General features: G+C 69.0%; 19 protein-coding genes. 14 read left to right on the top strand and 5 right to left on the bottom strand.

Features of this window, described 5'->3' with window-relative positions:
• Positions 1–20: 20 nt before the first annotated feature.
• The 4 genes from AAFX79_13225 to AAFX79_13210 all read right to left on the bottom strand — a co-directional run bounded on the left by AAFX79_13225 (position 21) and on the right by AAFX79_13210 (position 5,963).
• Positions 21–1,043 carry a DUF6159 family protein gene (locus tag AAFX79_13225; protein MEO1009518.1) on the bottom strand — a complete coding sequence of 341 codons (1,023 nt, stop codon included), beginning with the start codon at positions 1,041–1,043 and terminating at the stop codon, positions 21–23.
• Positions 1,044–1,206: 163 nt separating this feature from the next.
• Complete coding sequence (locus tag AAFX79_13220; GenBank protein MEO1009517.1) at positions 1,207–2,538, bottom strand: DUF1501 domain-containing protein; 1,332 nt, start codon at positions 2,536–2,538, stop codon at positions 1,207–1,209.
• A 67-nt stretch (positions 2,539–2,605) separates the two neighbouring features.
• Positions 2,606–4,174 carry a DUF1800 domain-containing protein gene (locus tag AAFX79_13215; GenBank protein ID MEO1009516.1) on the bottom strand — a complete coding sequence of 523 codons (1,569 nt, stop codon included), beginning with the start codon at positions 4,172–4,174 and terminating at the stop codon, positions 2,606–2,608.
• A 145-nt stretch (positions 4,175–4,319) separates the two neighbouring features.
• A complete protein-coding gene (locus tag AAFX79_13210) occupies positions 4,320–5,963 on the bottom strand; it encodes a COX15/CtaA family protein (protein ID MEO1009515.1) in 1,644 nt (547 codons plus the stop codon).
• Positions 5,964–6,165: 202 nt separating this feature from the next.
• On the opposite strand from AAFX79_13210, the gene AAFX79_13205 reads away from it, so the two are divergent.
• The 13 genes from AAFX79_13205 (at position 6,166) to AAFX79_13145 (ending at position 22,051) form a co-directional block, all read left to right on the top strand.
• On the top strand, positions 6,166–6,891 hold the full coding sequence (locus AAFX79_13205) for a cytochrome c3 family protein (protein ID MEO1009514.1): 726 nt from the start codon (positions 6,166–6,168) through the stop codon (positions 6,889–6,891).
• Between the two features lie 21 nt (positions 6,892–6,912).
• Positions 6,913–10,719 (top strand): TAT-variant-translocated molybdopterin oxidoreductase, encoded by a 3,807-nt coding sequence (locus tag AAFX79_13200; GenBank protein ID MEO1009513.1) that lies wholly within the window; start codon positions 6,913–6,915, stop codon positions 10,717–10,719.
• A gap of 98 nt (positions 10,720–10,817) precedes the next feature.
• On the top strand, positions 10,818–12,350 hold the full coding sequence (nrfD, locus tag AAFX79_13195; protein ID MEO1009512.1) for an NrfD/PsrC family molybdoenzyme membrane anchor subunit: 1,533 nt from the start codon (positions 10,818–10,820) through the stop codon (positions 12,348–12,350).
• Between the two features lies 1 nt (position 12,351).
• Positions 12,352–12,936, top strand: a complete 585-nt coding sequence (locus AAFX79_13190; protein MEO1009511.1) for a DUF3341 domain-containing protein — start codon at positions 12,352–12,354, stop codon at positions 12,934–12,936.
• 5 nt (positions 12,937–12,941) lie between these two features.
• Complete coding sequence (locus tag AAFX79_13185) at positions 12,942–13,751, top strand: cytochrome c (GenBank protein MEO1009510.1); 810 nt, start codon at positions 12,942–12,944, stop codon at positions 13,749–13,751.
• Positions 13,748–15,073 carry a hypothetical protein gene (locus tag AAFX79_13180; protein ID MEO1009509.1) on the top strand — a complete coding sequence of 442 codons (1,326 nt, stop codon included), beginning with the start codon at positions 13,748–13,750 and terminating at the stop codon, positions 15,071–15,073. Before AAFX79_13185 ends, AAFX79_13180 begins: the two co-directional genes overlap by 4 nt.
• Before the next feature lie 74 nt (positions 15,074–15,147).
• Positions 15,148–15,531 carry a hypothetical protein gene (locus AAFX79_13175; GenBank protein MEO1009508.1) on the top strand — a complete coding sequence of 128 codons (384 nt, stop codon included), beginning with the start codon at positions 15,148–15,150 and terminating at the stop codon, positions 15,529–15,531.
• 75 nt (positions 15,532–15,606) lie between these two features.
• On the top strand, positions 15,607–16,536 hold the full coding sequence (locus AAFX79_13170) for an SCO family protein (protein MEO1009507.1): 930 nt from the start codon (positions 15,607–15,609) through the stop codon (positions 16,534–16,536).
• The gene (locus tag AAFX79_13165) at positions 16,533–17,834 is read left to right on the top strand and encodes a c-type cytochrome (GenBank protein ID MEO1009506.1); all 1,302 of its coding nucleotides are present in this window, start codon (positions 16,533–16,535) and stop codon (positions 17,832–17,834) included. Before AAFX79_13170 ends, AAFX79_13165 begins: the two co-directional genes overlap by 4 nt.
• Before the next feature lie 45 nt (positions 17,835–17,879).
• Positions 17,880–19,649 carry a cbb3-type cytochrome c oxidase subunit I gene (locus AAFX79_13160; GenBank protein MEO1009505.1) on the top strand — a complete coding sequence of 590 codons (1,770 nt, stop codon included), beginning with the start codon at positions 17,880–17,882 and terminating at the stop codon, positions 19,647–19,649.
• Positions 19,650–19,685: 36 nt separating this feature from the next.
• Positions 19,686–20,372 (top strand): cytochrome c oxidase subunit 3 family protein, encoded by a 687-nt coding sequence (locus AAFX79_13155; GenBank protein ID MEO1009504.1) that lies wholly within the window; start codon positions 19,686–19,688, stop codon positions 20,370–20,372.
• A 22-nt stretch (positions 20,373–20,394) separates the two neighbouring features.
• Entirely contained in the window at positions 20,395–21,165 is a 771-nt protein-coding gene (locus AAFX79_13150; protein ID MEO1009503.1) for a cytochrome C oxidase subunit IV family protein, read from the top strand.
• On the top strand, positions 21,152–22,051 hold the full coding sequence (locus AAFX79_13145; GenBank protein ID MEO1009502.1) for a hypothetical protein: 900 nt from the start codon (positions 21,152–21,154) through the stop codon (positions 22,049–22,051). Before AAFX79_13150 ends, AAFX79_13145 begins: the two co-directional genes overlap by 14 nt.
• Positions 22,052–22,089: 38 nt before the next feature.
• Here AAFX79_13145 and AAFX79_13140 read toward each other — a convergent pair whose 3' ends face one another.
• Positions 22,090–22,959, bottom strand: coding sequence for an OmpA family protein (locus tag AAFX79_13140; protein ID MEO1009501.1), 870 nt, complete (start codon positions 22,957–22,959; stop codon positions 22,090–22,092).
• Positions 22,960–23,024: 65 nt separating this feature from the next.
• Here AAFX79_13140 and AAFX79_13135 point away from each other — a divergent pair, with 65 nt between their 5' ends.
• A complete protein-coding gene (locus tag AAFX79_13135; protein ID MEO1009500.1) occupies positions 23,025–24,404 on the top strand; it encodes an amidohydrolase family protein in 1,380 nt (459 codons plus the stop codon).
• Positions 24,405–24,432 lie beyond the last annotated feature (28 nt).

Here is a 24,432-nt window from a genome sequence, read left to right as displayed (position 1 = left end):
GCCGAACGCGATCCCCTCTGCTACGCGGCGTCGGTGGACGCACCGGCGTCCGCGTCTTGCCGCGCCCGGATGTCGGCCAGCGACGGCCCGGCCTGAGCGGCGGGCATCGCGGGCATCGCGGGAAGGCCGCCGCCGGCGGAGATCGCCGACTGCGCCTCGGCCGTCTCGGGTCCCTCGTTGCCGATGCGGATCGCCTCGGATCCGCCGCGGCCCGCGAAGGCCAGCCCCAGCATCTCGGCGTCGAAGCCCTCGGGGGCCTCGCCCGTCCGCGCGTACACGTAGAGCACGGCGGTGAGCACCGTCTCGAGCGTCATGGAGACCAGCATCATGAAGCCGAACCATGCCAGGCACAGCAGGATGGTGATGCCGATGACGATCGGATCGCCGGTGGCGAAGCCCAGCAGCATCACGGGCACGCACAGCAGCGTGCCGAGCACGACGACGAGGTCGGTCGCCCAGTTGGCCACCAGCCCCTCGCCCCAGGTCTGCCGCATCAGGCTGAACGATCGACCGATCGCCTGGTGCGCCGGGGCTCGCTCGACGATCAGCACCGGCACCACGAAGTAGGTGATGGCGGTCCACGCCGACCCCAGCAGCAGCGCGATGATCTTGCCGACGAGCTTGGAGCGTTGCTCGATCATCTTGAGCGCAAAGCCCACCGATGCCGCGATGAGCGCCCACAGGATGATCAGCGAGAAGCGATCCCAGGCGATCCGCAGGCCATCGGTCAGCTTGTAGTCCCGTCCATCGAGGTAGAGCATCGTGACGCCGACGAGGGCCGAGTTGAAGAACAGCATCACCAGGTAGCAGCAGAAGTACATCAGGAAGAGCACGAGCATGTGCCCGATGCCGGCGTTGGGATCCTCGGACGCGAGGATCGCCTGCCCCGTGGGCGTGCCAACCAGCGGCAGCACGAAGCTCGCGAGCACAACGGCGCACGCGATGGTGCTGAAGAAGGGGAAGACGAGCAGCTTGGGATTCTGCCGGAGCAGGCCGACGCTCGCCATGCCGAGCGACCAGCCGTTGCGGAACCGCGTGAACATGCCGAGGCCTCCAGGGGTGCGGGCATACCCGCCGGTGGCATCGGGGTTCCTGGGGCGGTGGTTCGCCCAACCGCCGCGGCATCGCGGACGCGATCGCCGGTAGAGCCATCTGGCGCGGTCACGCGGCCCATCGCCGCCGCGGCTGCCGCTCGGGCCGGTCCGGTCAGCCCCGGCGGAGCACGAGCGCGGGCCGGTAACTCCGCTTGAGGATGGCCCTCGCGTCGGCGCCCATCCAGCTATCGAGCACGCCGGCGTAGACGTGGCGGAAGTCCAGCGTGTGCTTCAGGTCGCCGTTGTCCAGGTCGCTCATCGACGGGTGGGTGCCGTGGATGCCGGGGCGGACCATGGGCCCGAAGAGGAACATCGGCGCGGCCGTCCCGTGATCGGTGCCGCCGCTGGCGTTCTGCGATACGCGACGGCCGAACTCGCTAAAGGTCAGCGTCATGACGCGGCCGTCGTTGCCCTGCTCCTTCAGGTCGCGGTAGAACGCGCGGATCGACTGGGCCATCTGTCCCAGCAGCTGCGCGTGCCGCCCGAAGCGTCCGCCCTGGCCGGCGTGCGTATCGAAGCCGCCCAGCGTCGCGTAGAAGATGCGGGTCTTGAGCCCGGCGCGGATCATCTGGGCGATCATCGCCAGCTGCTGCGCCAGCGGGTTGCCGGGGTACTGCACCAGCGGCCGCAGCGCGACGGCCCTGCGGATCTGCTCGCTGCTGACCTGCGCATCCAGCGCGGTCTTGGTCAAGAACGAGGCGTTGGATCCGTCGTTCCCATCCGCCGGCTCGTGCGAGTTGAGCGCGTGGTACTCGTCGGTGAGCCGCGCGTCGTGATCCTCGCCCAGCCAGCGGAACAGGTCGGCGGTCTCGAAGGCGACCGGCTGGATCTGGCCGCCCTGCATCGCCAGCGGGGCGCTGCGGCCGATGGCGACCGCGGGGGGCGCGCCGTTGCCGGCCTTCACCTGCGCATCGGGACGCGAGCCGCTCTCACCCGCGCCGAATCCGACGCACTCGCTATCCAGGTAGCGACCCAACCAGCCCGTGCCCACGCCGCTGGTGTCGGCCGTGTGCCAGATGTCCATGCTCTTGAAGTGCGAGCGATTGGGGTTGGGGTAGCCTACGCCCTGGAAGATCGAGCACATGCCCTCGTCGTACAGCTCCTTCATCGGGGCGAGCGAGGGGTGCAGGCCGAGGCCCAGCTTCTCGCTGATCGGCAGCACGTTCTCCTTGGAGACGTTCAGGTTCCGCCGGGCTCGGTAGTACTCGTCGCTGCCGTAGGGGATGACGGTGTTCAGCCCGTCGTTGCCGCCCGAGAGCTGCACGATGACCAGCACTTGGTCCTCGGGCACGCCCGCGAGGCTGCCCAGCAGGTCCGAGGGTGCGGGCAGGCCGAGCGCCGACGACTGGACGAAGCCCGGCGCCATCACCGAGGCCGACGCCAGCATCACGCCCCGGCCCAGGAAGGTCCGCCGCGTGAACGCCTTGCTGTTGTGCAGATCCATCGTCGTGCTTCCTTCGTCGTGAACCGGTCGTCCTGAGTGTCGTTCTGTTGCGCGGGGCCACGAGAGGCTAGCAGAGCTGGTATTCGGGCATCGCGGTGACCAGCAGCAGCATGTCCCGCATCGCTTCGCTCGATGAGCCCCGCGCGCTCCGCAGCGCGCCGGCGAGCGGTTCCCGGGCGTGCCCGGGCACGCGGCCCAGCGCGTACCGAAGCACCGATCGCACCGTGTGCGCTTCGTCCCCGGCACCGAGCGCCTCGGCCAGCTGCCCCAGGATCGGCCCGGGGTCGTACACCTGGCGATCGGCCAGGGCGTCCGCCCCGCCCGGCTTGCGGCCCGTCAGCAGGAACGCCAGCGTGTTCTGGCGGATGAACATCGTCGACGTGTTGATCCACGCCCGGCCGCCGGCCCATCCCGCAACGCTCGGCGGGAACAGCAGGTTCTGGCCCATCAACTCCATCGCATCCAGCAGCACCGACAGGTCCCGCACCGGCGTGCGCAGCTCCCGCACGCCGCCCACGACCAGCTCGGCCGGGCTCTTGATGTGCTCGCCCCGCACCGCGTCCGAGTAGAAGTGGTTGCTCAGGAACAGCTCGCGGAGCAGCGGCTTGATCTCGTACTTCGATCGCCGGAAGACGCTCCGCATGTTCCGCAGCGCTTCGGCGGCCTCCCGCGGGTCGTCGCGGTTGCTCTCGGGTAGGTCGGCCACGAAGTAGCGGTACAGCTTCCGCGTCATGAACTCGGCGGTGGCGTCGCGCGACAGGATCGCGTTCACGAAGCCATCGCCGTCGAGGCCGCCCCGCGCGCCCAGGATCGATTTGGGACCCTCGTCGTGGTTGCCGCGATCGAAGTAGAACTCGTCGTCGCGGAAGGTGTAGCCCGTGAGCGCCCGCGCGCCCTCCTTGATGTCCCGCTCGGTGTAGTTGCCCACGCCCAGGCTGAAGAGCTCCATCAGCTCCCGGGCGAGGTTCTCGTTGGGTTGGCCCTTGCGGCTGTCGTTGTTGTCGAGGTAGGCGAGCATCGCCGGGTCGCGGATGATCTCGAACATCAGGTCCGCGTAGCTGCCCAGCGCGTGCCGGCGGAATCGCTGGTTCTGCAGGTACATGTGGTAGCTGTTCTCGATCGTGCGGTAGCTGGTCGCGAAGTGGCCGTGCCAGAACAGCGTCATCTTCTCTTCGAGTGGCCGGGGCGTCTCGATCATCCGCTCCAGCCACCACCGCTGCACGCCGCGGATCTGCCGGCGGTCCTCCCGCTGGGCCTGCTGCCGCATGGCCCGCAGGCGTGCGAGGGTGTCCTCGTCTCGCTGCCGCCGCGCCAGCGCGGCCATCCGCTGCTCTTCCTGCGTGTAGGGGCGGATGATGTTGGGATCGAACAGGTCGGCCCGCGGATCTTCGTAGGGGATCTCGTCGGCGCTCAGCAGGTAGTCCACCGCGCGCTGGGGGCCCAAACGCTCGATCGCCGAGATCTGGTCGGGCGTCGCGCCGAAGCCCGCCCGCCACAACAGGTGCCGCGCCTCGTCGAAGCCGAAGTCCTGCCGGTCGATGGGCCGCCAGATCTCCCGGCGTGGCGTGCGCCGCGGCCGCTCCTTCGGCCGGGTGCCGTCCTGCGTCGCCTGTCCCGCTGCGGTCGTTTGGGCCATGGGAGGCCTCCCGCGCATCCGATATCGAATCGCCAGGGCGAGCATCGGCCCGCCCGTACCCGAGTGGTAAACGGAATCTATGAGGCAGCATTGCAGCGCGTTGCCGCGAATGGTCCTAGATCGATGCGGGCGGCTCCGGACGCGTCTACCCCGGCTGCACCGCCGCACGGGCCGGCCGTGCGTGCACCGCGGGGCGGGCCAGCCCGGCCCACACGACCGCGGCGCTGGCGATGGCGATCAGCCCGGCGCCCGTCGCCTGGTGCAGGAAGGTCACGATCGCCTCGGCCACCGGCACCGGTGGGACCGCCTGCAACTCGCCGGCGGTCGGCACCGTCCGCGGCGGGGCGCCGCTGACGACGAAGAACGTCACCCAGCCCAGCACGAACTGCCCGAACACGATCAACGCCAGCAGCAGGCCGATGCGGCCGCACGCGCGGGCGGCCGTGCGCTCGTGCGGCGTATCGGCCGACGCCGACGGCCCGCGTCCCTGCGCCACCATCGCGAATCCCGTGATCGCCGCCGCCAGCACGACCACGACCGAGAAGCCCATGTGCCCGTGCAGCGCCCACGGCGCCAGGTGCTCCTCGGCGTGGCTGCCGTGGCGGTGCAGCGCGCCGAGCGTCAGCTGCAGCACGAGCGCCGCGAGCAGGAACCACGCCGCCCCGCGCACCCAGGCGCGGGCGGCCCCGTCGGCGCGCAGCGTCGCGGCGCTCGGCGATAGCCACGCCGCAAAGAGCACCGTCGACGCGAAGAACACCTGTCCGAGCACGCCGTGGATCGATCCCAGCAGCGGGCTGGCCTCGGTCACCCTCGTGCCGCCCAGCACGCCCTGCGCACCGACCATCAGCAGCAACGCCGCCGCCGCCTGCGCGGGACGTTCCGCCGCGAGCCCCCGCAGGAACCACGCGACGCTTGCGACGCCGATCAGCAGCGCCACGCCGCCGAACGCCAGGCCGTCGAGATCCCCGCGCGTGTGCATCGCCATGCCGCCCACGAGCAGCAAGCCGCACACCAGCACCGCCGCCACCGAGATGCGCAGGTCCCAGCGTCTCCGCATCGATCGCTGCGACCACACCAGCACGGCCTGGGCGATCATCGTCACGCCCACCAGCGTGCCGAACAGGCGATGCGAGTGCTCCAGGAAGATCCGCGGATCGGCCATCAGCGCGATGGGATAGAGGAACATGTTGGCGCCGTAGCTGCCGGGCCAGTCGGGCACCGCGAGCCCCGCGTCGGTGCTGGTGACCAGGCCGCCCAGCAGGAGCAGCGGGACCACCGAGAGCACCGCCACGATCGCGAAGCGGGCGGTCCACCGGGCCAGCGGCACCGGCGAGGGGTTCGCGCGCAGCAGGCCGGCGATGCCGCCGGCGACCCCGCCGAGCGCCACGCCGAGGCCGAGGAAGCCGAGCATCGCCGTCTGGCCCGAGGGCGTGAGCGACGCGGCGGCCTCGCCGGCGGCCCGGGCGGCCTCATCGGCCTGCTCGGACACCAGCGAGCCCATCACCAGCAGGTTGAGGGCGGCCGCCACCAAGCCCGTGGCCGCCCCAACGGCGATCCCCAGCCGCCTCCCGGCGCATCCGCCCGCGACGGCCGCGCCCGCGGCCAGCAGCAGCACCATGGCCGGCCCGGAGAGCCCCGCGGGCAGGTCGATCCAGGGCTGGTGCGCCACCAGCCACGCCAGCCACATCGAGATCGCGGCCGCAAAGCCCAGCACGATCGTGGGTCCGGCGATGCGGCTGGGCGGTGCGGAGTCGCGCGTGCTGCTGGCGTTAGCCGTACCTGATGCCATGCCCTCCGAGCTCCCCCTGCATGAATGAGACTAGATCTCAATTACGGTAAGACAGTACTTTTTTCTGTCTAAGTGTACACCAAATCGGGTGCTGAGGGTCGACAGAGGGGAGAATGCCGTCCGCGGTCCGGGATGCCGGGTGGCGAGATGCGGGATGGCAGTCGGGCCACCCGCGGCACGGCAAGTTTTCGGGAGGCGTCCGGTGTCCGCACGATTCCCCGTCTGGATGAACCTGCTGCCCACGGCCGGCGCCCTGGGCACGGTGTGCGGCGCGATCCTGGTGATCGCCGTCGTCACGCACTACTTCACGCCCTCCTACTGGGAGGTCGGCTACATGCCGGTGCAGCCGGGATCTGGCTTCAGCCACCAGATCCATGCTGGCAAGCTCGGCATGGACTGCCGCTACTGCCACACCAACGTCGAGAAGGCGGCCCACTCGAACGTCCCGGCGGTCTCGACGTGCATGGGCTGCCACACCGAGGGCATGCTGGCGCCGACGTACGACCCCGGCGAGAAGGTCGAGTTCGTCCGCACGGCGTGGGCCGACGACGAGAGCATCCCGTGGGTGCGGATCCACAAGCTGCCCGACTACGTGCGCGACTTTCCGCACCACATCCACGTCAACGCGGGCGTGAGCTGCTACAGCTGCCACGGCCAGATCGAGGGCATGCCGGTGGTCTACCAGGCGCACAGCCTGAGCATGGGCTGGTGCCTCGACTGCCACCGCGACACATGGGACGACAAGGACGATCCGACGGCGGTCGCCAAGCGGCTCGTGCCGCACGACAAGGTCACCGACATCGAGTGGGTCGAGACGGTCTGGCTGGGCGATTGGATGGGCACCGACCGGCAGGCCGTCGCGGTGCAGCAGCTGATCGAGGGCATCCGCAGGGCGCCGCCCGAGAACTGCGGCGCGTGCCACTACTAGGGACGGCTCCCGGAGCGCACCATGGCGGATAAGACCATCGATCAGTGTCCCTCGACCCGCGGCGCCAAGGCCGTCGATCGGACGCCCCGCACGCTGCAGCAGAGCAACGGCCGGAGCGTCTGGCGGAGTGCCGACGAGTTCGTCGACACGCCGGGCTTCCGCGAGTGGCTCGACCGCGAGTTCCCGGCGCGCGCCAGCGAGTTGCTGCAGGGCTCCCGGCGAGACTTCCTGAAGATCATGGGCGCCTCGGTGGCGCTCGCCGGAGCGGCGACGATTCCCGGCTGCCGCCGTCCCGAGCACACGATCTACGCCTACTCCAAGGACGTCCCCGAGGACCAGACCCCGGGCCGCCCGCTGTACTACGCCACGGCCATGCCGCTGCCCGGCGGCGGTGCCGAGGGCCTGCTGATCGCGACCTACGACGGCCGCCCCATCAAGGTCGAGGGCAACCCGCTGCACCCGATCAACCAGGGCTGCACCAGTGCGTGGTCGCAGGCCAGCGTGCTGGATCTCTACGACCCGTACCGCCTCATGGGCGTCACCTTCGAGAACCCGGACCGCGGGCCGCTGGAAGCAACCTGGGATGACTTCGCCGTCTGGGCCCGCAGCGGCGACGGCTTCGACCGCTTCGACGCCACGGGTGGCGCGGGCCTGGCGTTCGTCGTCGGCAAGAAGACCAGCCCGAGCCGCGACGCCATGCGGGACGCCGTCCTCCGCCGCTGGCCCAACGCGAGGTGGATCGCCTACGAGCCGCTTGAGAGTCCGGCCGTCGTCGAAGGCTCGCGGCTCGCCTTCGGCTCGTCGATGGTCGAGGATCTCCGGCTCGAGAACGCCCACCGCATCCTGCTGATCGAGCACGATCCGGCGTCGGGCGGCGCCGGCGAGTTGAAGAACGCGCGGGGCCTGGTCTCGCAGCGGGCGCCGATGCACGCCACCAACGAAGACGGCACGCCGGTCGATATGAGCCGCATCTACGCGGTCGAGGGCGCGCTCTCTAGTGCCGGTGGCCGCGCCGACCATCGCCTGCGGATGGCCCCGTCGCTCCAGCCGGCCTTCGTGGTCGCGCTGGCTCGGGCGTTGATGGAACGGCTCGGCGGCGACGCCCGGATCCGCGCCGCGCTCGACGGCGTGTCGATCCCGCCGGACGCCACGCTCGACGAGGCCTGGATCGGCCTGTGCGCCGACGATCTCGCGGCCAACCCCGGGCGCTCGGTAGTGCTCGCCGGCCGCTCGCTGCCCGCGGGCGTGCACGCGCTGGTGCACGCCATCAACGCGGCCCTGGGCGCGGTCGGCCCGATCGTGCGGTACCGCCCGATGGCCGACGACGTCGCTAGCGACGGCCACGCCGACCTCGTCCGCCTGTGCCGCGACATCGAGTCGGGGTCGGAGGCCATCCAGGCCATCGTGTGCATCGATGCCAACCCGGTGTACGACGCGCCCGTCGAGTGTGGCTTCGCCGACGCCTTCGCCCGCGTGCCCGTCCGCGTGACGCTGGACGTGCACGACACCGAGACCGCGGCGGCGTCGACGTGGAGGCTGAACGGCACGCACTACCTGGAGCAGTGGAACGACGCGGTCGCCGCCGACGGCACGCTGTCGGTCGTGCAGCCGATGATCGCGCCGCTCTACGGCGGCCGCACCGACATCGAGCTGCTGGCCTTCCTGGCGGGCGAGTCCTTCGAGGAGGAGGCCCGCCTGACCGCGCTGCACCAGTCGGCGCGCGAGGAGGGCGCGGTCGTCGTCAGCGGCGCCGAGGGCCTGCAGCGAGTGGGCAATCCCGACGACGTGTACGTCGCCGACCTCGAGGCCGACGCTGGTGATGGTGACGAGGCCGGAGGATCGGAGCTGCCCGCGTGGCCCCGCGGGCACCACATCGTGCGGAGCGTGTGGCGCCGGCTGCTGGCCGACCGATTCGGCATGATGAGCGCCGGCGGCTTCGAGAAGCGCTGGAGGCGGGCCCTGCACGATGGCCTGGTGACCGGCAGCGGCACGCCCGCCGAGACGCCGCCGCTCAATGTCGCTGGCGTGGTTCGGGGCATCGGCTCGATCCGCGTGGGTGGGGCGCCCGCCGAGTCGTCGCTCGACGTGCTCTTCACGCCGGGCCGCACGCTCGACGGGCGGATGGCCGGCAACGGCTGGCTGCAGGAGCTGCCCGACATCGGCAGCATGACCACCTGGGACAACCCGGCGCTCATTAGTCCGGGCACCGCCCAGCGGCTGGGCCTGGTGCCGGGCGGTGGCAACCCGCGGCACGTCTACCTGCGCGAGCACACGACCGCCAAGATGGTCCGCCTCGAGGTCGAAGGCCGCACCCTCGACATCGCCGCGTGGATCTGCCCGGGCATCGCCGACGACACCATCGTGCTACGGCTGGGCTACGGCCGCGAGCGGGGCGGCCCCATCGCCGAGGGCTCGGGCTTCAACACCTACGCGCTGCGGGGCGCCGGCCAGTGGCGGGCGTCGGGCGCAACCATGGAGCGCGTGCCCGGCGACTATCTCATCGCCAGCACGCAGAACCACTGGTCGCTCGAGGGCCGCACCGAGATCGTCCGCCGCGTCGAGCTGCCGGCGTGGCAGACCTACGGCAACCTGCGGATCGATCACGACGATCAGTACGATCTGGGCACCAGCGACCTGAACTTCGCCGAGCAGCTGGGCGTGGTCAGCCACGCGCCGCCCAATCGCTCGATCTACAAGAACCCGTACAACGAGGGCTATGGCGAGCCCGAGCCCGGATCGGAGTACGCCCGGCGGCCGCAGTGGGGCATGACGATCGACATGGCCTCGTGCCTGGGCTGCGGCGTGTGCACCGTTGCGTGCCAGAGCGAGAACAACATCCCCATCGTCGGCAAGCGGGAGGTCGCCAAGGGCCGCGAGATGGCCTGGATCCGCATCGATCGCTACTTCGTGGGCGAGGACCTGAACGATCCCGACGAGGTGCTGCACCAGCCGGTGGCGTGCGTCCAGTGCGAGAACGCGCCCTGCGAGGTCGTCTGCCCGGTCAATGCGACCGTGCACGGCCCCGAGGGCCACAACTACATGGTCTACAACCGCTGCATCGGCACGCGGTACTGCGCCAACAACTGCCCCTACAAGGTCCGGCGGTTCAACTTCTTCGACTATGGCGTCAAGCCGCTCGATGGCGGGCTGAACGAGGAGACCAGCAGGGCCACCGGTGGCTTCTTCGACGACAAGCTGCCACCCAATCAGCACTTCATCCCGCCCCGCCTCCGCAAGCAGCTCTCCGAGATCGAGAAGCTGCAGAAGAACCCCCACGTCACCGTGCGCTCCCGCGGCGTCATGGAGAAGTGCACCTATTGCATCCAGCGGACGAACGAGGCCAAGATCGAGACCAAGCTCACGGGCCTGGAGCACGTGCCCGATGGCTTCGTGCAGACCGCCTGCCAGCAAGCCTGCCCCACGGGCTGCATCACCTTCGGCGACATCCAGGACCCCGAGAGCCGCGTAACGCGGACCCGCACGAGCGGCCGCAACTACGCCGTGCTGGGCTACCTCAACACCCGGCCGCGCACCACGCACCTGATGGCGGTGCACAACCCCAACCCCGAGATCCTGAAGGTCTACGACAAGAAGCGCTACGAGTACCTCGATTGGCACCCCCACGACGTGAAGTGGAAGAAGAAGGGCCTCGAGCCGCACTACCAGCACCTCGATGAGCATGGCGGGCACGGCGAGCACGGCGACGAGGGCCACGCCTCGCGGAGCACGTTCATCGATCTGTTGCGGCGGGAGGACGACGACGGCTACGCGCTGAGCCTGCGTGTGCTCGGCGGTGCGGCGACTGGACCGACCGGAGGCCTGCTGTGACCTCACTGAACCCCGACCAGGTCACCGCCGAGCGGCTCGCCGGTCGCCGTCCCGAGGCCATCGACGGCCGCGTCGATCCCGGGCTGGGCGACGGCTCGCTGACCGAGGACCCCGCCTTCCGGGGCCCGCTGGTGCTCAACAACCGCTCGGTCGGCGAGATTACCGAGATCGTGTGTGGCTACGCCGAGAAGAGCCCGGGCCGCTGGTGGCTCCCGCTCTTCGGCATGGCCGCCACCCTCGCCGGCGTGTGCCAGCTGATGATCGTTTACCTGATCATCACCGGCGTGGGCGTGTGGGGCCTGACCAACCAGGTCGACTGGGCCTGGGACATCACCAACTTCGTATTCTGGATCGGTATCGGCCACGCCGGCACGCTCATCAGCGCCATCCTGTGCCTCTTCAAGCAGCAGTGGCGGACGGCCGTGAACCGCGCGGCCGAGGCGATGACCATCTTCGCGGTGATCTGCGCGGGCATCTTCCCGGGCATCCATGTGGGCCGGGTGTGGTTCGCGTGGTTCCTGCCGCCCATCCCCAACTACAACTGGATCTGGCCCAACTTCCGCAGCCCGCTCTTGTGGGACGTATTCGCCGTGAGCACATACGCCACGGTGTCGGCGCTCTTTTGGTACATGGGCATGATCCCGGACTTCGCGACGCTCCGCGACCGGGCCGACCTCCGGCTCCGCCAGAACCCCAACCCGGTGCGCATCCCCTTCCTGCCGATCGCCGCCGACACGCTGCGGGTGTATATCTACGGCTTCCTGGCGCAGGGCTGGCGGATGAGCAGCCGCCACTGGATGCGGTACGAGAAGGCCTACATCCTGCTGGCGGGCCTGTCCACGCCGCTGGTGCTCAGTGTGCACTCGATCGTGTCGTTCGACTTCGCGACCTCGATCCTGCCGGGCTGGCACACCACGATCTTCCCCCCGTACTTCGTGGCGGGCGCCGTCTTCGGCGGCTTCGCGATGGTGCTCCTGCTGCTGATCCCCGCGCGCGAGCTGTTCCCCAACATGAAGGACCTCATCACGCTGAGGCACCTCGAGAACATGTCCAAGATCCTGCTGGTCACGGGCATGCTGGTGGGCTTCGCCTACGCGATGGAGTTCTTCATCGCCTGGTACGGCGGCAACAGCTTTGAGTACGACGTGTTCGCCTTCAACCGGGCACTGCCCATCTGGCTGCACGAGGACGGCGCGCCCTACTGGTGGGCCTACTGGACCATGATCTCCTGCAACGTGCTCAGCCCGCAGGTCTTCTGGTTCAAGAGCCTCCGCCGCAACCCCATCGTCATCTGGATCGTGGCGCTGCTGGTGACCATCGGCATGTGGTTCGAGCGTTTCGTGATCATCGTGACCAGCCTGCACCGGGCCTTCGTGCCGGGCGAGTGGCACATGTTCTATCCGACGTGGGTCGACATCCTGACCTTCGCGGGCTCCTGCGGCATCTTCCTCACGCTGTTCCTGCTGTTCCTCCGGTTCCTGCCGGTGTTCCCGATCGCCGAGATCAAGGCCATCCTGCCCGAGGCCGATCCGCATCATCACGGCGATGGCCATGGTGATGGACACGCAGACGAGCCCGGCCACGGCCGGGCCGCCGCGCCGGGCGCCAGCGACTCGAAGGAGGGCTCCTGACATGGGCATCCTGGGTCTCCCCGACAAGCCCACGCACGCCTTCCGCACCGAGGACGGCGCGGTCGTGCACGGCGTGCTGGCCGAGTTCGCCACGCCGGCGGACGTCTACCACGCCGCCGAGAAGGTCCGCGACGCGGGCTTCAAGAAGTGGGACGTGTTTAGCCCCTTCCCCATCCACGGCATCGACGAGGCCATGGGCATCGCCCGCACCAAGCTGCCGCTCATCGTGGCCATGGGCGGCTTCACCGGCATCGGCTGTGCGCTCGCGATGCAGTACTGGATGACGGGCGTGGACTACCCCATCGTCGTCCAGGGCAAGCCGTACAACGCGTGGGAGCCCTTCGTGCCCATCACCTTCGAGCTGGGCGTGCTCTTCGCGGCCTTCAGCGCGCTCTTCGGCATGCTGGCGCTCAACGGCCTGCCCCGCTGGCACCATGCACTCATGAAGAACGACCGCTTCCTGCGGACCAGCGACGACGCCTACGCCATCGTGATCGAGGCGGGCGACCCCAGGTTCGAGGGCGCCCCGACGGCGACCATGCTGGGCGAGCTCGGCGCCGTCCACGTCGAACTGGTGGAGGAGTAGACGCCATGCGGCCCGCCATCCGACAGTTCGTTCGGGCAAGCGTCTGCGTGGCGGCGCTCCTCGGCGTCGCGGCGCCCCTCGCGGGGTGCCGCGGCGAACGCTCCGAGAAGCCGCCGCGGCAGTTCTTCCCCGACATGGACGACTCGCCCAAGTTCAAGCCGCAGACCGAGACGGAGTTCTTCGCCGACGGTCGCGCGATGCGGCCGCCCGAGGACGGCACTGTCGCCTTCGGTGCATTCATGCTCGACGAGTCGATGCTGCCCGAGGACGCCGACTGGGCCGAGCCCTTCCTCCTCGAGCGGGAGGAGGCGCTGGCCGGCGACACCGCGCTCTACGTCGGGCTTACCGAGGGTGGCGAGTTCGTCCAGCGGATGCCGGTCGCCGTCGACCAGGCGCTGCTCGAGCGCGGGGCCGAGCGGTACAACATCTACTGCGCCGCCTGCCATGGCTACGAGGGCGATGGTCTGGGCACCGTCGGCCGCCGCTGGTCCGCCCCGGTGCCCAGCTACCACGACGAGAAGTACCTCGACCGCTCGCTGGACACCGGCACGGACGGCTACATGTTCCACATCGCCCGCAACGGGCTGAAGCACCCCGACGGCCGCTACCGCATGCCGGGCTACGGCCACGCGCTCACCGCGCGGGACACCTGGGCCATCGTTGCCCACATCCGGGTGCTGCAGGAGGCGCTCAACAACGACATCGACGACCTGCCGCCCGAGGAGGCCCGCCGCCTCCGCGAGCTGCGGGGCCGCGCCGATGCCGGGCCCGCCGACGGCGCCGCCGACCCGGCCGAGAAGGGAGCCGCGGGATGAGCCAGATCACCGCTGACGCCGCCGGGGCCGCCGCCGACGCACCCATCCCCGACCATCCAGCCCTCACCGAGGAGAACATCAACCTCGCATCGGGCCGGGTCGCGCTGCTGTGGAAGGCGCTCGTTGCCGCGGGCGTGGTGGGCATCGCCGCGTCCATCGTCGCGTGCGTGATCGTCGCGCAGTCGCACAGCGTTTCGTCGGCCATCGCGCACACCAAGGGGGCGCTGTTCGTCGGCGTGGTGGCCGTGCTCGGTCCGAGCCTCGGCGCACTGTTCTTCCTGATGATCAACTACGTCGTCAATGCCGGCTGGATGATCGCGATGAAGCGGGTGCTCGAGCAGGTCGCCCTGCTGATCTGGCTGCCGGCGATCGGCGTGCTGCTCTTCGTGCTATCGGAGCTGGTCAGCGCCATGTCGGGCGGCACGGGCATCGTGTCGACCTGGCTCAACGACGCCATCACCGCCGAAGAGTACTTCATTACCAAGAAGAAGCCCTACTTCAATCCCTTCTTCGTGGGGGCGAGGCTGGTCTTCTATCTGGTTGTCTGGATCGGCCTGGCCCGCCTGCTCTGGGGCATCTCTCGCAGGCTCGAGGCCTCCGGCGACCGCTGGCTGAACAACAAGGCGTCGTTCCACTCGGCCTGGGGACTGCTGGTGCTCGCGCTGGCGACGGCCTTCTTCGCCTTCGACTGGCTCATGGCGCTGACCGACTACGAGTTCTTCAGCACCATGTGGGGGGTGTACTTCTTCGCGGGCGCCTTCTTCGTCACCTTCCCCGCGATGGCGTTGCTGCTGACCTTCCTCCGCTCGAAGGGCACGCTCGTGGGGCTGGTCACCGAGGAGCACCACCACGACCTGAGCAAGTTCATGTTCGGCTTCGTGGTGTTCTGGGCCTACATCGCCTACAGCCAGTACTTCCTGATCTGGTACAGCGCCATCCCCGAGGAGACCGTCTGGTACATCCACCGCAAGCAGGAGTGGCCGGTGCTCACGGCCTTCCTGGTGATCGGCCACTTCATCGTCCCGTTCTTCCCGTTGCTCTGGAGGGTCTTCCGCCGCAACACGATCCTCTACTGCGGCATCGGCGGCTGGCTCGTGCTCATGCACGTGCTCGACATCTACTGGATCATCCGGCCCGCGCTCACCATCGCCCGAGAGGATCCCGTCGGGTTCGCCCCGGGCTTGCTCGTGGACATCCCGGCCATCGCTGGGGTCGTCCTGCTGTACACCGGCGTGCTGGTCTGGCGGCTGACCAAGGCGCCGCTGCTCAACGTCCGCGAACCGAGGCTGCCAGAAACCCTCGTGCACAAGAACTACGTCTAGACGCTGTCATACAGTAAATTGTACTGCTGGGCAAGAAACGACGATCCCAGGGAACGACGATCCAGGAAGCAACCATGTCCGACGCGCCCGTCCATCACGACGAACACGACCAGCACGACGACTGGTTTGCGCACTCGCGCGAAGAGGGCCTGCCGCAGCGCGAGAACGGCAGCCACATCAGCACGCGCGGGATCCTCGTCTTCTACGCCGGCATGGTGGTCTTCGTCGTGGTCTGCGTCGTGGGCGTCGGCCTGTTCTACGGCCACTACATGCGGCAGGTGCGCCAGGACAAGATCGAAACCCTGAACCTCGCTCGCGAGGCCAACGCCTACCGCGACGAATCCCTCGAGGCCCTCGAGAGCTATGGCTGGGCCGAGGAGACGGGAACGCGGGTGCGAGTCCCCATCGCAGAGGCCCGGGATCGCGTACTGGCGGGCTACGGCACCGGAGGGGGCTAAGCGGGCGGGCGAACCGCCCGCAGGACGGAGCACGCACGACGAACGGATGCAGCACGCACGGACCCAGCACGACCCATGACACGCTCGATGCGCACCATCCTGGCCTTCCTCGCGGCGTCCGCGGCCATTGCCGCGTCGCCCGTGCGTGCGCAGGTGGTCAACAGCGAGGTGCCGGAGGAGGCGCGGGGTCTGGACATCGTCGAGAAGCTCGGCGAGCGAGTGCCCCTTGACGCCGAGCTCACCACCGTGGAGGGCGAGACCGTCCGCCTGGGCGATTTCTTCGACTCGCGGGATGCGCCCGAGCGGGGCAAGCCGACGCTCTTGCTGATGGTCTACTACGACTGCCCGATCGCGTGCCCCGCGCTGCTGAACAACCTCAACCGGGCGTTCAACGGCCTCGACGACTGGACCATCGGCGATGAGTTCAACGTGCTGGCGGTGTCCTTCGACCCCACCAACACACAGGCCCAGGCCAGCCAGTACGCCACGCTGTACCGCTCGGGCTACGAGCAGAACGCCGACAATCCCGAGACCGTGGCCGAGGGCTATCGCTTCCTGCGGGCCAGCGGCGATACGTCGCGGGCCATCGCCGATTCGGTGGGCTTCGGCTTCCGCTATCTGCCCGAGGTCAACGAGTACGCCCACGCGACGGGCGTGGTCGTGCTGGCGCCCGATGGCACCGTCTCGCGGTACTTCTATGGCTTCGGCTACGAGCCTCGGCAGGTCCGCCTGGCATTGCTCGATGCCGCGGATGGCCGCATCGGCGCGAGCTTCGGAGATCGAGTGCTGCTGTTCTGCTTCTCGTACGACCCGAATCGCAATTCCTACGCGCTGGCGGCGACGCGGGTGATGCAGATCGGGGCGGCGATCTCGATCGTGCTGGTGGGCGGCCTCGTGGCCGTGCTCAAGCTGGGCGAACGGGTGGTGAAGGCGCGCGACGCACGCGCGGACTCGGAGCGCGGCCCGGCCGCGGGAGCGGTGAGAGCGGTGGGAGTGAACGCATGAGCACGCTGCTGGCGTCCATCTATGGGCTTGTGGATTCCGTTGACGCGGGCCGCGTGCTGCTGGGCTCCTCGGGTGGGGGTGGCTTCGATGCCGCCAAGAAGTTCTGGGACGTCTTCTGGTTCGGCGACCGGCCGTTCACCGATGCCGCCCGCCAGGCCGACTGGATGTTCATGTTCATCTGGTGGTCGTCGGTGGCCTTCTTCCTGCTGCTGATGGCGTTGATGGTGCTGTTCGCCATCCGCTACCGCCGCCGCAAGGGCGTCGCGGCGCCCGTGAGCGCGTCGCACAACACGATCCTGGAGATCACCTGGACGGTGATCCCCACGCTGTTCTTCCTGTTCATGTTCTTCGAGGGCTTCCGCGGCTACGTCAACCTCAACTACGCGCCCGCCGGCGCCATCGAGTGCAACCTGACCGGCTTCCGGTGGAGCTGGAAGCTCGAGTACCCCAACGGCCAGATCTCTAACGAGACCGCCACGGTGACCCGCGGCGCCCGGGCCAGCGAGAACGAGCAGGCCTTCGCGTCCCTGGAGGCGCCGGTCTGGTACTTCCCCGAGGGCGAGCCCGTGCTGCTGCGGATGACCAGCACGGACGTCATCCACAGCTTCTGGGTGCCCGATTTCCGCACCAAGATGGATCTCTTCCCCAATCGCTACACCAGCTACACGTTCACGCCGGACATGCTGGACGATACTGCCGTCACCATGTCGCCCCAGGACGATGAACTCGGCCCCTATCCCTATCGCGACCACGTCATGCACTGCGCCGAGTTCTGCGGTGATTCGCACTCCGAGATGGCGGCGATCATCCGCATCGTGCCGCGGGAGATCTACGACGCCAAGCTCGAGGTCTTCGGCTCGCCGCGGGGCACGCTGGCCGAGCGGGGCCAGCTGGTCTCGCAGCAGCAGGGCTGCTTCTCGTGCCACTCGGTCGACGGCAGCACCGGCACGGGCCCGACCTGGCTGAACCTGTACAACACCGAGAACCAGTACGCCGACGGCAGCATGGTGCTGGCCGACGACAACCATCTCCGCGAGTCCATCCTCGTGCCCGGCGCCAAGATCCGGGCCGGCTACGCCAATCAGATGGTGCCCTACGACGGCATCCTGACCAGCGAGCAGATCGGCTGGATCATCGCGTACATGAAGACGCTGAGCACCTCGACGCCCCAGGCCGAGCTCGACGCCGCGCAGGTCGATCCCGACGCGGAGGGCGAGGCGGCCGAGGGTGAGCAAGCCGACGGGCAGGCCGGCGCCGCGGGTGATGGCACGGGCATGATGGAGCCGGGCGATGGCTGATCGATTCGCCCGGGCCGCCCGATTCGACTTCTGGAGGGACGCACCATGACCACCGTGGACACGCATGCCGGACCCGCCGACCACGGCGGCGGGCACCACGGCTCGTACCTGGCCTCCCGGGGTAGCCTCTGGGCCGACATCCGCAACTGGGCCACGACGGTCGACCACAAGAAGATCGGCGTGATGTACCTGTTCGCGGTCCTCTTCATGTTCTTCCTGGGCGGCGTGATGGCCCTGGCGCTTCGGCTCGAACTGCTCGAGCCCGTGCGGACCATCACCACCCCCGACGGCGGCGCAGAGGTCACCGGCCAGCGGCTTGGCCCGCTATTCGGGGCCGAGGGCGCGCCGGCCAACAACATCTACAACCGCGCCATGACGCTGCACGGCGCGATCATGGTGTTCATGTTCATCGTGCCGGGCATCCCGGCGAGCATGGGCAACTTCTTCATGCCCATCATGATCGGCGCCAAGGACGTCGCCTTTCCGCGGCTGAACCTCGCGAGCTGGTACATCTACGTCGCCGGTTCGCTGTTCGCGCTCGCGTCGGCCCTCGTGGGCGGCGTCGATACCGGCTGGACCTTCTACACGCCCTACTCGACCATGACCGACGCCGACCACTGGCGGCTGGTGGCGATGATCCTGGGCGTGTTCATCATGGGCTTCAGCTCGATCCTGACCGGCCTGAACTTCGTGGTTACGGTGCACAAGCTCCGCGCCCCGGGCATGGGGTGGTTCGACATGCCGCTGTTCGTGTGGGCCATCTACGCGACGGCGATCATCCAGGTGCTCGCCACGCCGGTCATCGGCATCACCACGCTGCTGCTCATCTTCGAGCGGCTGTTCAACTACGGCCTGTTCGATCCCCGGATGGGCGGCGACCCCGTGCTCTTCCAGCACTTCTTCTGGTTCTACAGCCACCCGGTGGTCTACATCATGATCCTGCCGGCCATGGGCGTGATCAGCGAGACGATCACCTGCCACGCCCGCAAGAAGATCTTCGGCTACCGCGCCGTGGCCTTCAGCTCGCTGGGCATCGCGGCGGTCAGCTTCCTGGTGTGGGCCCACCACATGTTCACCAGCCAGGGCGAGCTGACGGCGGCCATCTTCAGCTTCCTGACATTCCTCGTTGCGGTGCCGACGGCCATCAAGGTCTTCAACTGGATCGCCACGCTCTACAAGGGCTCGATCGTCTTCAACACGCCCATGCTCTACACCATGGGCTTCCTCTTCCTGTTCACCATCGGTGGGCTCACGGGCCTGCCGCTGGCGACGCTCTCGACCGACATGCACCTGCACGATTCGTACTACGTCGTGGCGCACTTCCACTACGTCATGTTCGGCGGCACCGTGATCGTGCTGCTGGCCGCGCTGCACCACTGGTGGCCCAAGATGTTCGGCAAGATGTACTGGGAGCCCGGCGCCCAGATGGGCTTCTGGCTGGTGTTCCTGGGCTTCAACGTCACGTTCTTCATCCAGTTCATCATGGGCGCCCACGGCATGCCCCGCCGCTACGCGAGCTACCCGGACGAGTACCAGTGGATGCACGTCATCTCGACGGTTGGTTCGTGGATGCTGCTGGCCGGCTTCCTGGCGCACCTATTCACGCTGGTGTACTCGCTGATGGCGGGGCGGCCCGCGTCGGCGAACCCGTGGGGCGGCCTGACGCTCGAGTGGCACACCGACTCGCCACCCGATGAGCACAACTTCGCCAGCGAGCCGATCGTCAAGCACGGCCCGTACGATTACGACTCGGTCGTGCCCCCGCACACCGAGCCCGACGAGTTCCCCCTGCCCGATGAGCCGTACCGGCACTAGCTCGACGCCGATGCCGCGAGTGGACGCGAGGCCCGCATGACCACCATCGATCCCACCGACAGCCTGCCCGCCGAGGATCGGCCCTACCACGAAACCGTGGAGAAGGGCCACCACTGGCGAACGGGCGACGACGAGTTCGACGGCGGCAAGTTCGGCATGTGGCTGTTCCTGGCCACCGAGGTGCTGCTCTTTGCCGGCCTCTTCTGCGGCTACGCCATCATGCGGATGAAGTACCCCGAGGCCTTTGCCAACGGGTCGCACTACCTCGATTGGCGGTGGGGCGGGCTGAACACGCTGGTGCTGCTCTACTCCAGCTACACCATCGCGGCCGCCATCCGCCACACCCAGCTGGGCAACAAGGCCGCCGCTCGCATCAACCTCATCATCACGTGGTTCTGCGCCCTGGCCTTCCTCGTGGTCAAGCTGTTCCTCGAATACATCCCCAAGTGGGGCGAGGGCAAGCGTCCCGGCGTGCTCTTCGACTACGCCTACGCCCAGGACCCCATGGAGCCCATGTGGTGGAGCCTCTACTACGTGGCCACCGGCATCCACGCCTCGCACGTCATCATCGGCATGGGCCTGATCGGCTGGCTCATCGTCCGCAACGAGATGAATCGCTACGGCCCCAAGAACTACCTCGCGGTGGAGAACGTCGGCCTCTATTGGCACATCGTCGATCTGATCTGGATCTTCCTGTTCCCGCTGCTCTACCTCATCCACTGACGCGCCCACGAGGAGACACGCGATGTCGCACGACCAATCCAGCGAGGCGCACCGGCCCGATCCGTCCACGATGACGGAGGCCGAATACCAGGACTACATGGCCGATCCGCACGCCTTCCACCCCGAGCACCACGGGGAGCACGCGGGCGAGGAGCACGAGCACCACGTGATCGGCAAGTGGATGCTCCGCGGTGTGCTCGCGGCGCTGGTCTTCTTCACCATCCTGACGGTTGCTTCGTCCCGGGCCGAGATCTGGATCGCCGAGACCTTCGAGCTCGAGATCCCCACGCTGGTCAATGTCTTCATCGCCATGAGCATCGCCACCATCAAGGCCATGCTCGTCGTCGCGGTGTTCATGCACCTGCAGTGGGACAACCGTCTCAACCTGATCACGCTGCTCTTCACGCTCATGGGCGTGGGGCTGTTCATCGGCTTCACCGCGCTCGATCTCGGCAACCGCGATACCTTCTACGAATGGAAGTCCGCCCAGATAACGCCCGGCGGCACGGGCGGCTTGACCCGCGGCGAGGACGAGAACATCGCCGGCCCGATCTACCAGTATGCCAAGGACAAGAAGATCCAGGAGATCGGCGAGAAGGCCTACGAGAAGAAGCTCGCCGAGAAGCACGCCGGCCACGGCCACCACGACGATCATGGCAGCTCCGCCGATCGCAGCCGCGTGCGGCACGGGCTCACGCCGGGCCTCTTCCTGGCCCACGACCCGGATGACCACGGCGGCGATGACGACGAGACGGGCGAGGAGCACGCCGACGATGGAGATGACGATTCCTAGCACGACGCAGCCGCCGCGCCGATGGACCCGGGGCCGCTGGGCCCTGCTCGGCCTCGCCCTGTTCTGTGCGCTCGGGCTCGTCGGCGTCGCGGCCGAGATGGCCAGCCGCCTCAACGACTACCACGACGAGTTCGGCCGCGAGCTCTACGTCTTCCAGCCCGTGATCGATCGCGAGTTCACCTGGGCCGGCATCCCCGTCGAGATCACCGATGACATGGATCCCGATGGCGCGGACGTGGCCGTGCTGCGATTCGGCGACGCGACCGAGCGGCTCCGCTCGGGCCTGAGCTCGCTGCCCGAGAGCGTGCCGGGCCTCCGCCGCCACGAGGCCTGGCTCCGCGTGCTCCGCTTCGTGCCCCGGCGCGGCGAGTCTATCGGTGAGCTGCAGCAGGCCATCAGCACCGGCGCGACTGACGAGCGGCTGGCCATCGTCGTTCGCCAGCAACGCCCCGGCGTCGATCCCGAGAGCTTCGGCGAGGTCATGCGGGGCGACTGGCGCTTCCGCCTCCTCGAGCTCATGCCCGACGGCGCCATCGAGGAGGAGACGCTCCGATTCCCAGAGAGCGAGCGGTCCTTCAATCGCCGCGTGCAGCGGGCCCGCCGTGCGGGCGATCCCGTCCCGGAGCGGCGGGGCGACGAGCTCAAGTTCGGCACCTGGCAGTTCGATGCCGCGCTCAACGTCATGCCCAAGAGCGGCGCGCCGGCGCCCCAGTTCGGCCGCGGCGCGATGGACGCGCTGGGCTGGACGCTGCTGGCCGCAACGGTGCTCGCGCTCGTCGGGCTGTTCTCGCTGGCCTGGGCGTTCGCGCCGGCGCGGCCGGTCGCGGATGATGCCGCGCTCGACGACGCCAACAAGAACGCGGCGTCGTTCGACGCCGCGTCCTAAGCGATGCACATCGGCTCGCCAGTGCGAGGGTCTATTCGCTACTTGTCGATGATCCGCCCGCCGCTGCCGCGGGCGTCGTCGATGTCGGCCTCGATCGCCTCGAAGCCGCCGCCAAAGGACGCGGTCGCGCCCTGGCTGTCCGGCCGGATGAAGATCTCGACGCGTCGATTCTGCGGCGTGTTGCCGGTGGTGGTGTTGGGCACCAGCGGCCGCTGCTCGCCCCAGCCGGCGGCCTTGATGCGGCCGGCGGGAAGTCCCATCGACACCAGCTCGCGGCGGACCGCGATCGAGCGGTGCACCGAGAGGTGCATGTTGGTCGCGTGCCGCTGGCGGGTGCCGGCGCTGGGCTGCTGGCTATCGGTGTGGCCCACGACCTCGATGGCGTAGCCGGTCGCCTCGGGGGCGTTGAGCACCTCGGCCAGTGCGGCCAGGCTCTCGCGGCCGCTGTCGGTCACCGAATCCGACCCCGAGGCGAAGGTCAGGTCGCTGGCGAAGCGGAGCATGCCGTTGCCGTCGTAGAGGATGCGACCGGCGAATCGCTGCGCCAGCCGCCGCAGCGCGACGTCCGTGCGCGGGTCGATCGCCAGGTCGATGTCGTCCAGGGCCTCGCCGAACTGCTCCAGGTCCTGCTGGGCGGCCAGCAGCTCCCGCTGCGCCTGCGTGAGCGCCTGGCCGGCGTCGCCCGTGGCGGCCTCGGCCTGGCGGCGCAGCCGCTGCTCGCTATCCAGGCTGTCCCGCAGCGAGCGGATCTCCTGGTCCCGCTGGACAAGCTGCTCGCGCAGGTTCTTGTTGTCGGCTTCGGCCGCGTCGAGCGTGGACTGCGAGGCGCAGCCGCCCAGGCTCGCGGCCGCCACTCCGGCGGCGGTTGCGAGCAGCGCGGGCCTCAGGCGTCGGATCGTCCTTGGCATCGTGAAATCCTCCGTGCGGGGCCCGAGTCCTCCGGGCACTGGTGCAACATCTATTATCGGGGTCCGTGCAAGCACCCCATCACATGCCGCGCTCGAGCGACGCGATGGGGTCCGTCCCGCACGCAGGCTATGCGCACTGGCCCCGGCGGACACCGCCCGGGACGCGCGTTGTTGCGCTCACGTGCCGCGGATTCGTCGATGCCACCGGCGAGATCGCCGGCGCCAACGCGATGCTGTTCTCGCCCGAAGGCGGCGACGGCCCTGTCGGTTGTCGCTTGCTGGCGCTAGGGAGCACGGACGAACTCCGCCGGCACCCGGCCTGGAGCGATGCGCACCGGCTGGAGCTCCCGGGTGCCGTTGTCGCGCCCGCCCTGGCCAACGCGCACGCACACCTCGACCTCACCCACGCCGGGCCCGTGCCCCACGATCCCGCGGACGGATTCGTGGCCTGGCTCCGCGGCATCCTGGACGTGCGGCGGCGGGACGCCGCGGGCATCGCCGAGAGCGTGCGTCAGGGCGTGGGCCTGTTGCAACGCGGCGGGACGGCCGCGGTGGGCGACATCGCCGGCGGCGTCGGCGAGGCCGACCTGCTCGTGCCCGCCGCCGAGCTGCGGGCCGCCGGCATGCTGGGGGTGTCCTACCTGGAATTCTTCGGCCTGGCCGAGCGGGCCGACGCCGCCATCGACCACGTGCGGGCGGCTCTCGACGCCGAAGTGGCTGGCGGCGCCATCGAGCTGGGCATCCAGCCGCACGCGCCCTACACGGTCTCGGTGCGGGGCTACGAGCGGGCCGCCGAGGTCGCCGGCGGACGCCCGCTGTGCACCCACCTGGCCGAGTCGCCCGCTGAGCGAGACCTGATCGTCGACGGCGAGGGGGACATGCGTGCATTCCTCACGGACATGGGCCTCTGGGACGAAGCCGTGGCGGCGGAGTTCGGCCGGGCCCGGTCGCCGGTGGCCCAGGCCATCGGGGTGCTGCCCGATTCACCGCCGGCGCTGGCCGTGCACCTCAACGACGTCGACGACCGCGACATCGAGGCGTTGGCAGCCCGGGGCGTGCGGGCGGCGTACTGCCCCCGCTCGTCGGACTACTTCGGGGCGGCCGACCGCTTCGGCCCGCATCGCTACCGGGATCTGCTCGCCGCGGGCATCCCCGTCGGCCTGGGGACCGACTCGGTTCTCGGGCTGCCGCCCGAGGACGTCGCCGTGCGGGGCATCTGCGTGCTGGACGAAGCCCGCCGGCTGTTCGAACGCGACGGCTGCCCGCCGGCGGTTCTCCTCGAGATGCTCTACCACCACACGCCGGCGGCGATCGGCCTGGACCCCGCCCTGTTCTCGCTCCGGGATGGGGCGGCGGTACCCGGATTGATCGCCGTAGCGGCCGATGCCGGCCGTGGAGCGGCGAACGCGTTCGTAGCCTCGCGGAGCCCGATCGAGTTCCTGTGATATCGGAATTGTTCCTATGTCGCAGGAA

The sequence above is a fragment of the Planctomycetota bacterium genome, assembly GCA_039819165.1.
Lineage (GTDB): Bacteria > Planctomycetota > Phycisphaerae > Phycisphaerales > UBA1924 > JAHCJI01.
The sequence above is the reverse complement of the archived record's forward strand: the minus strand, read 5'-3'. Positions and strand labels throughout refer to the sequence as shown.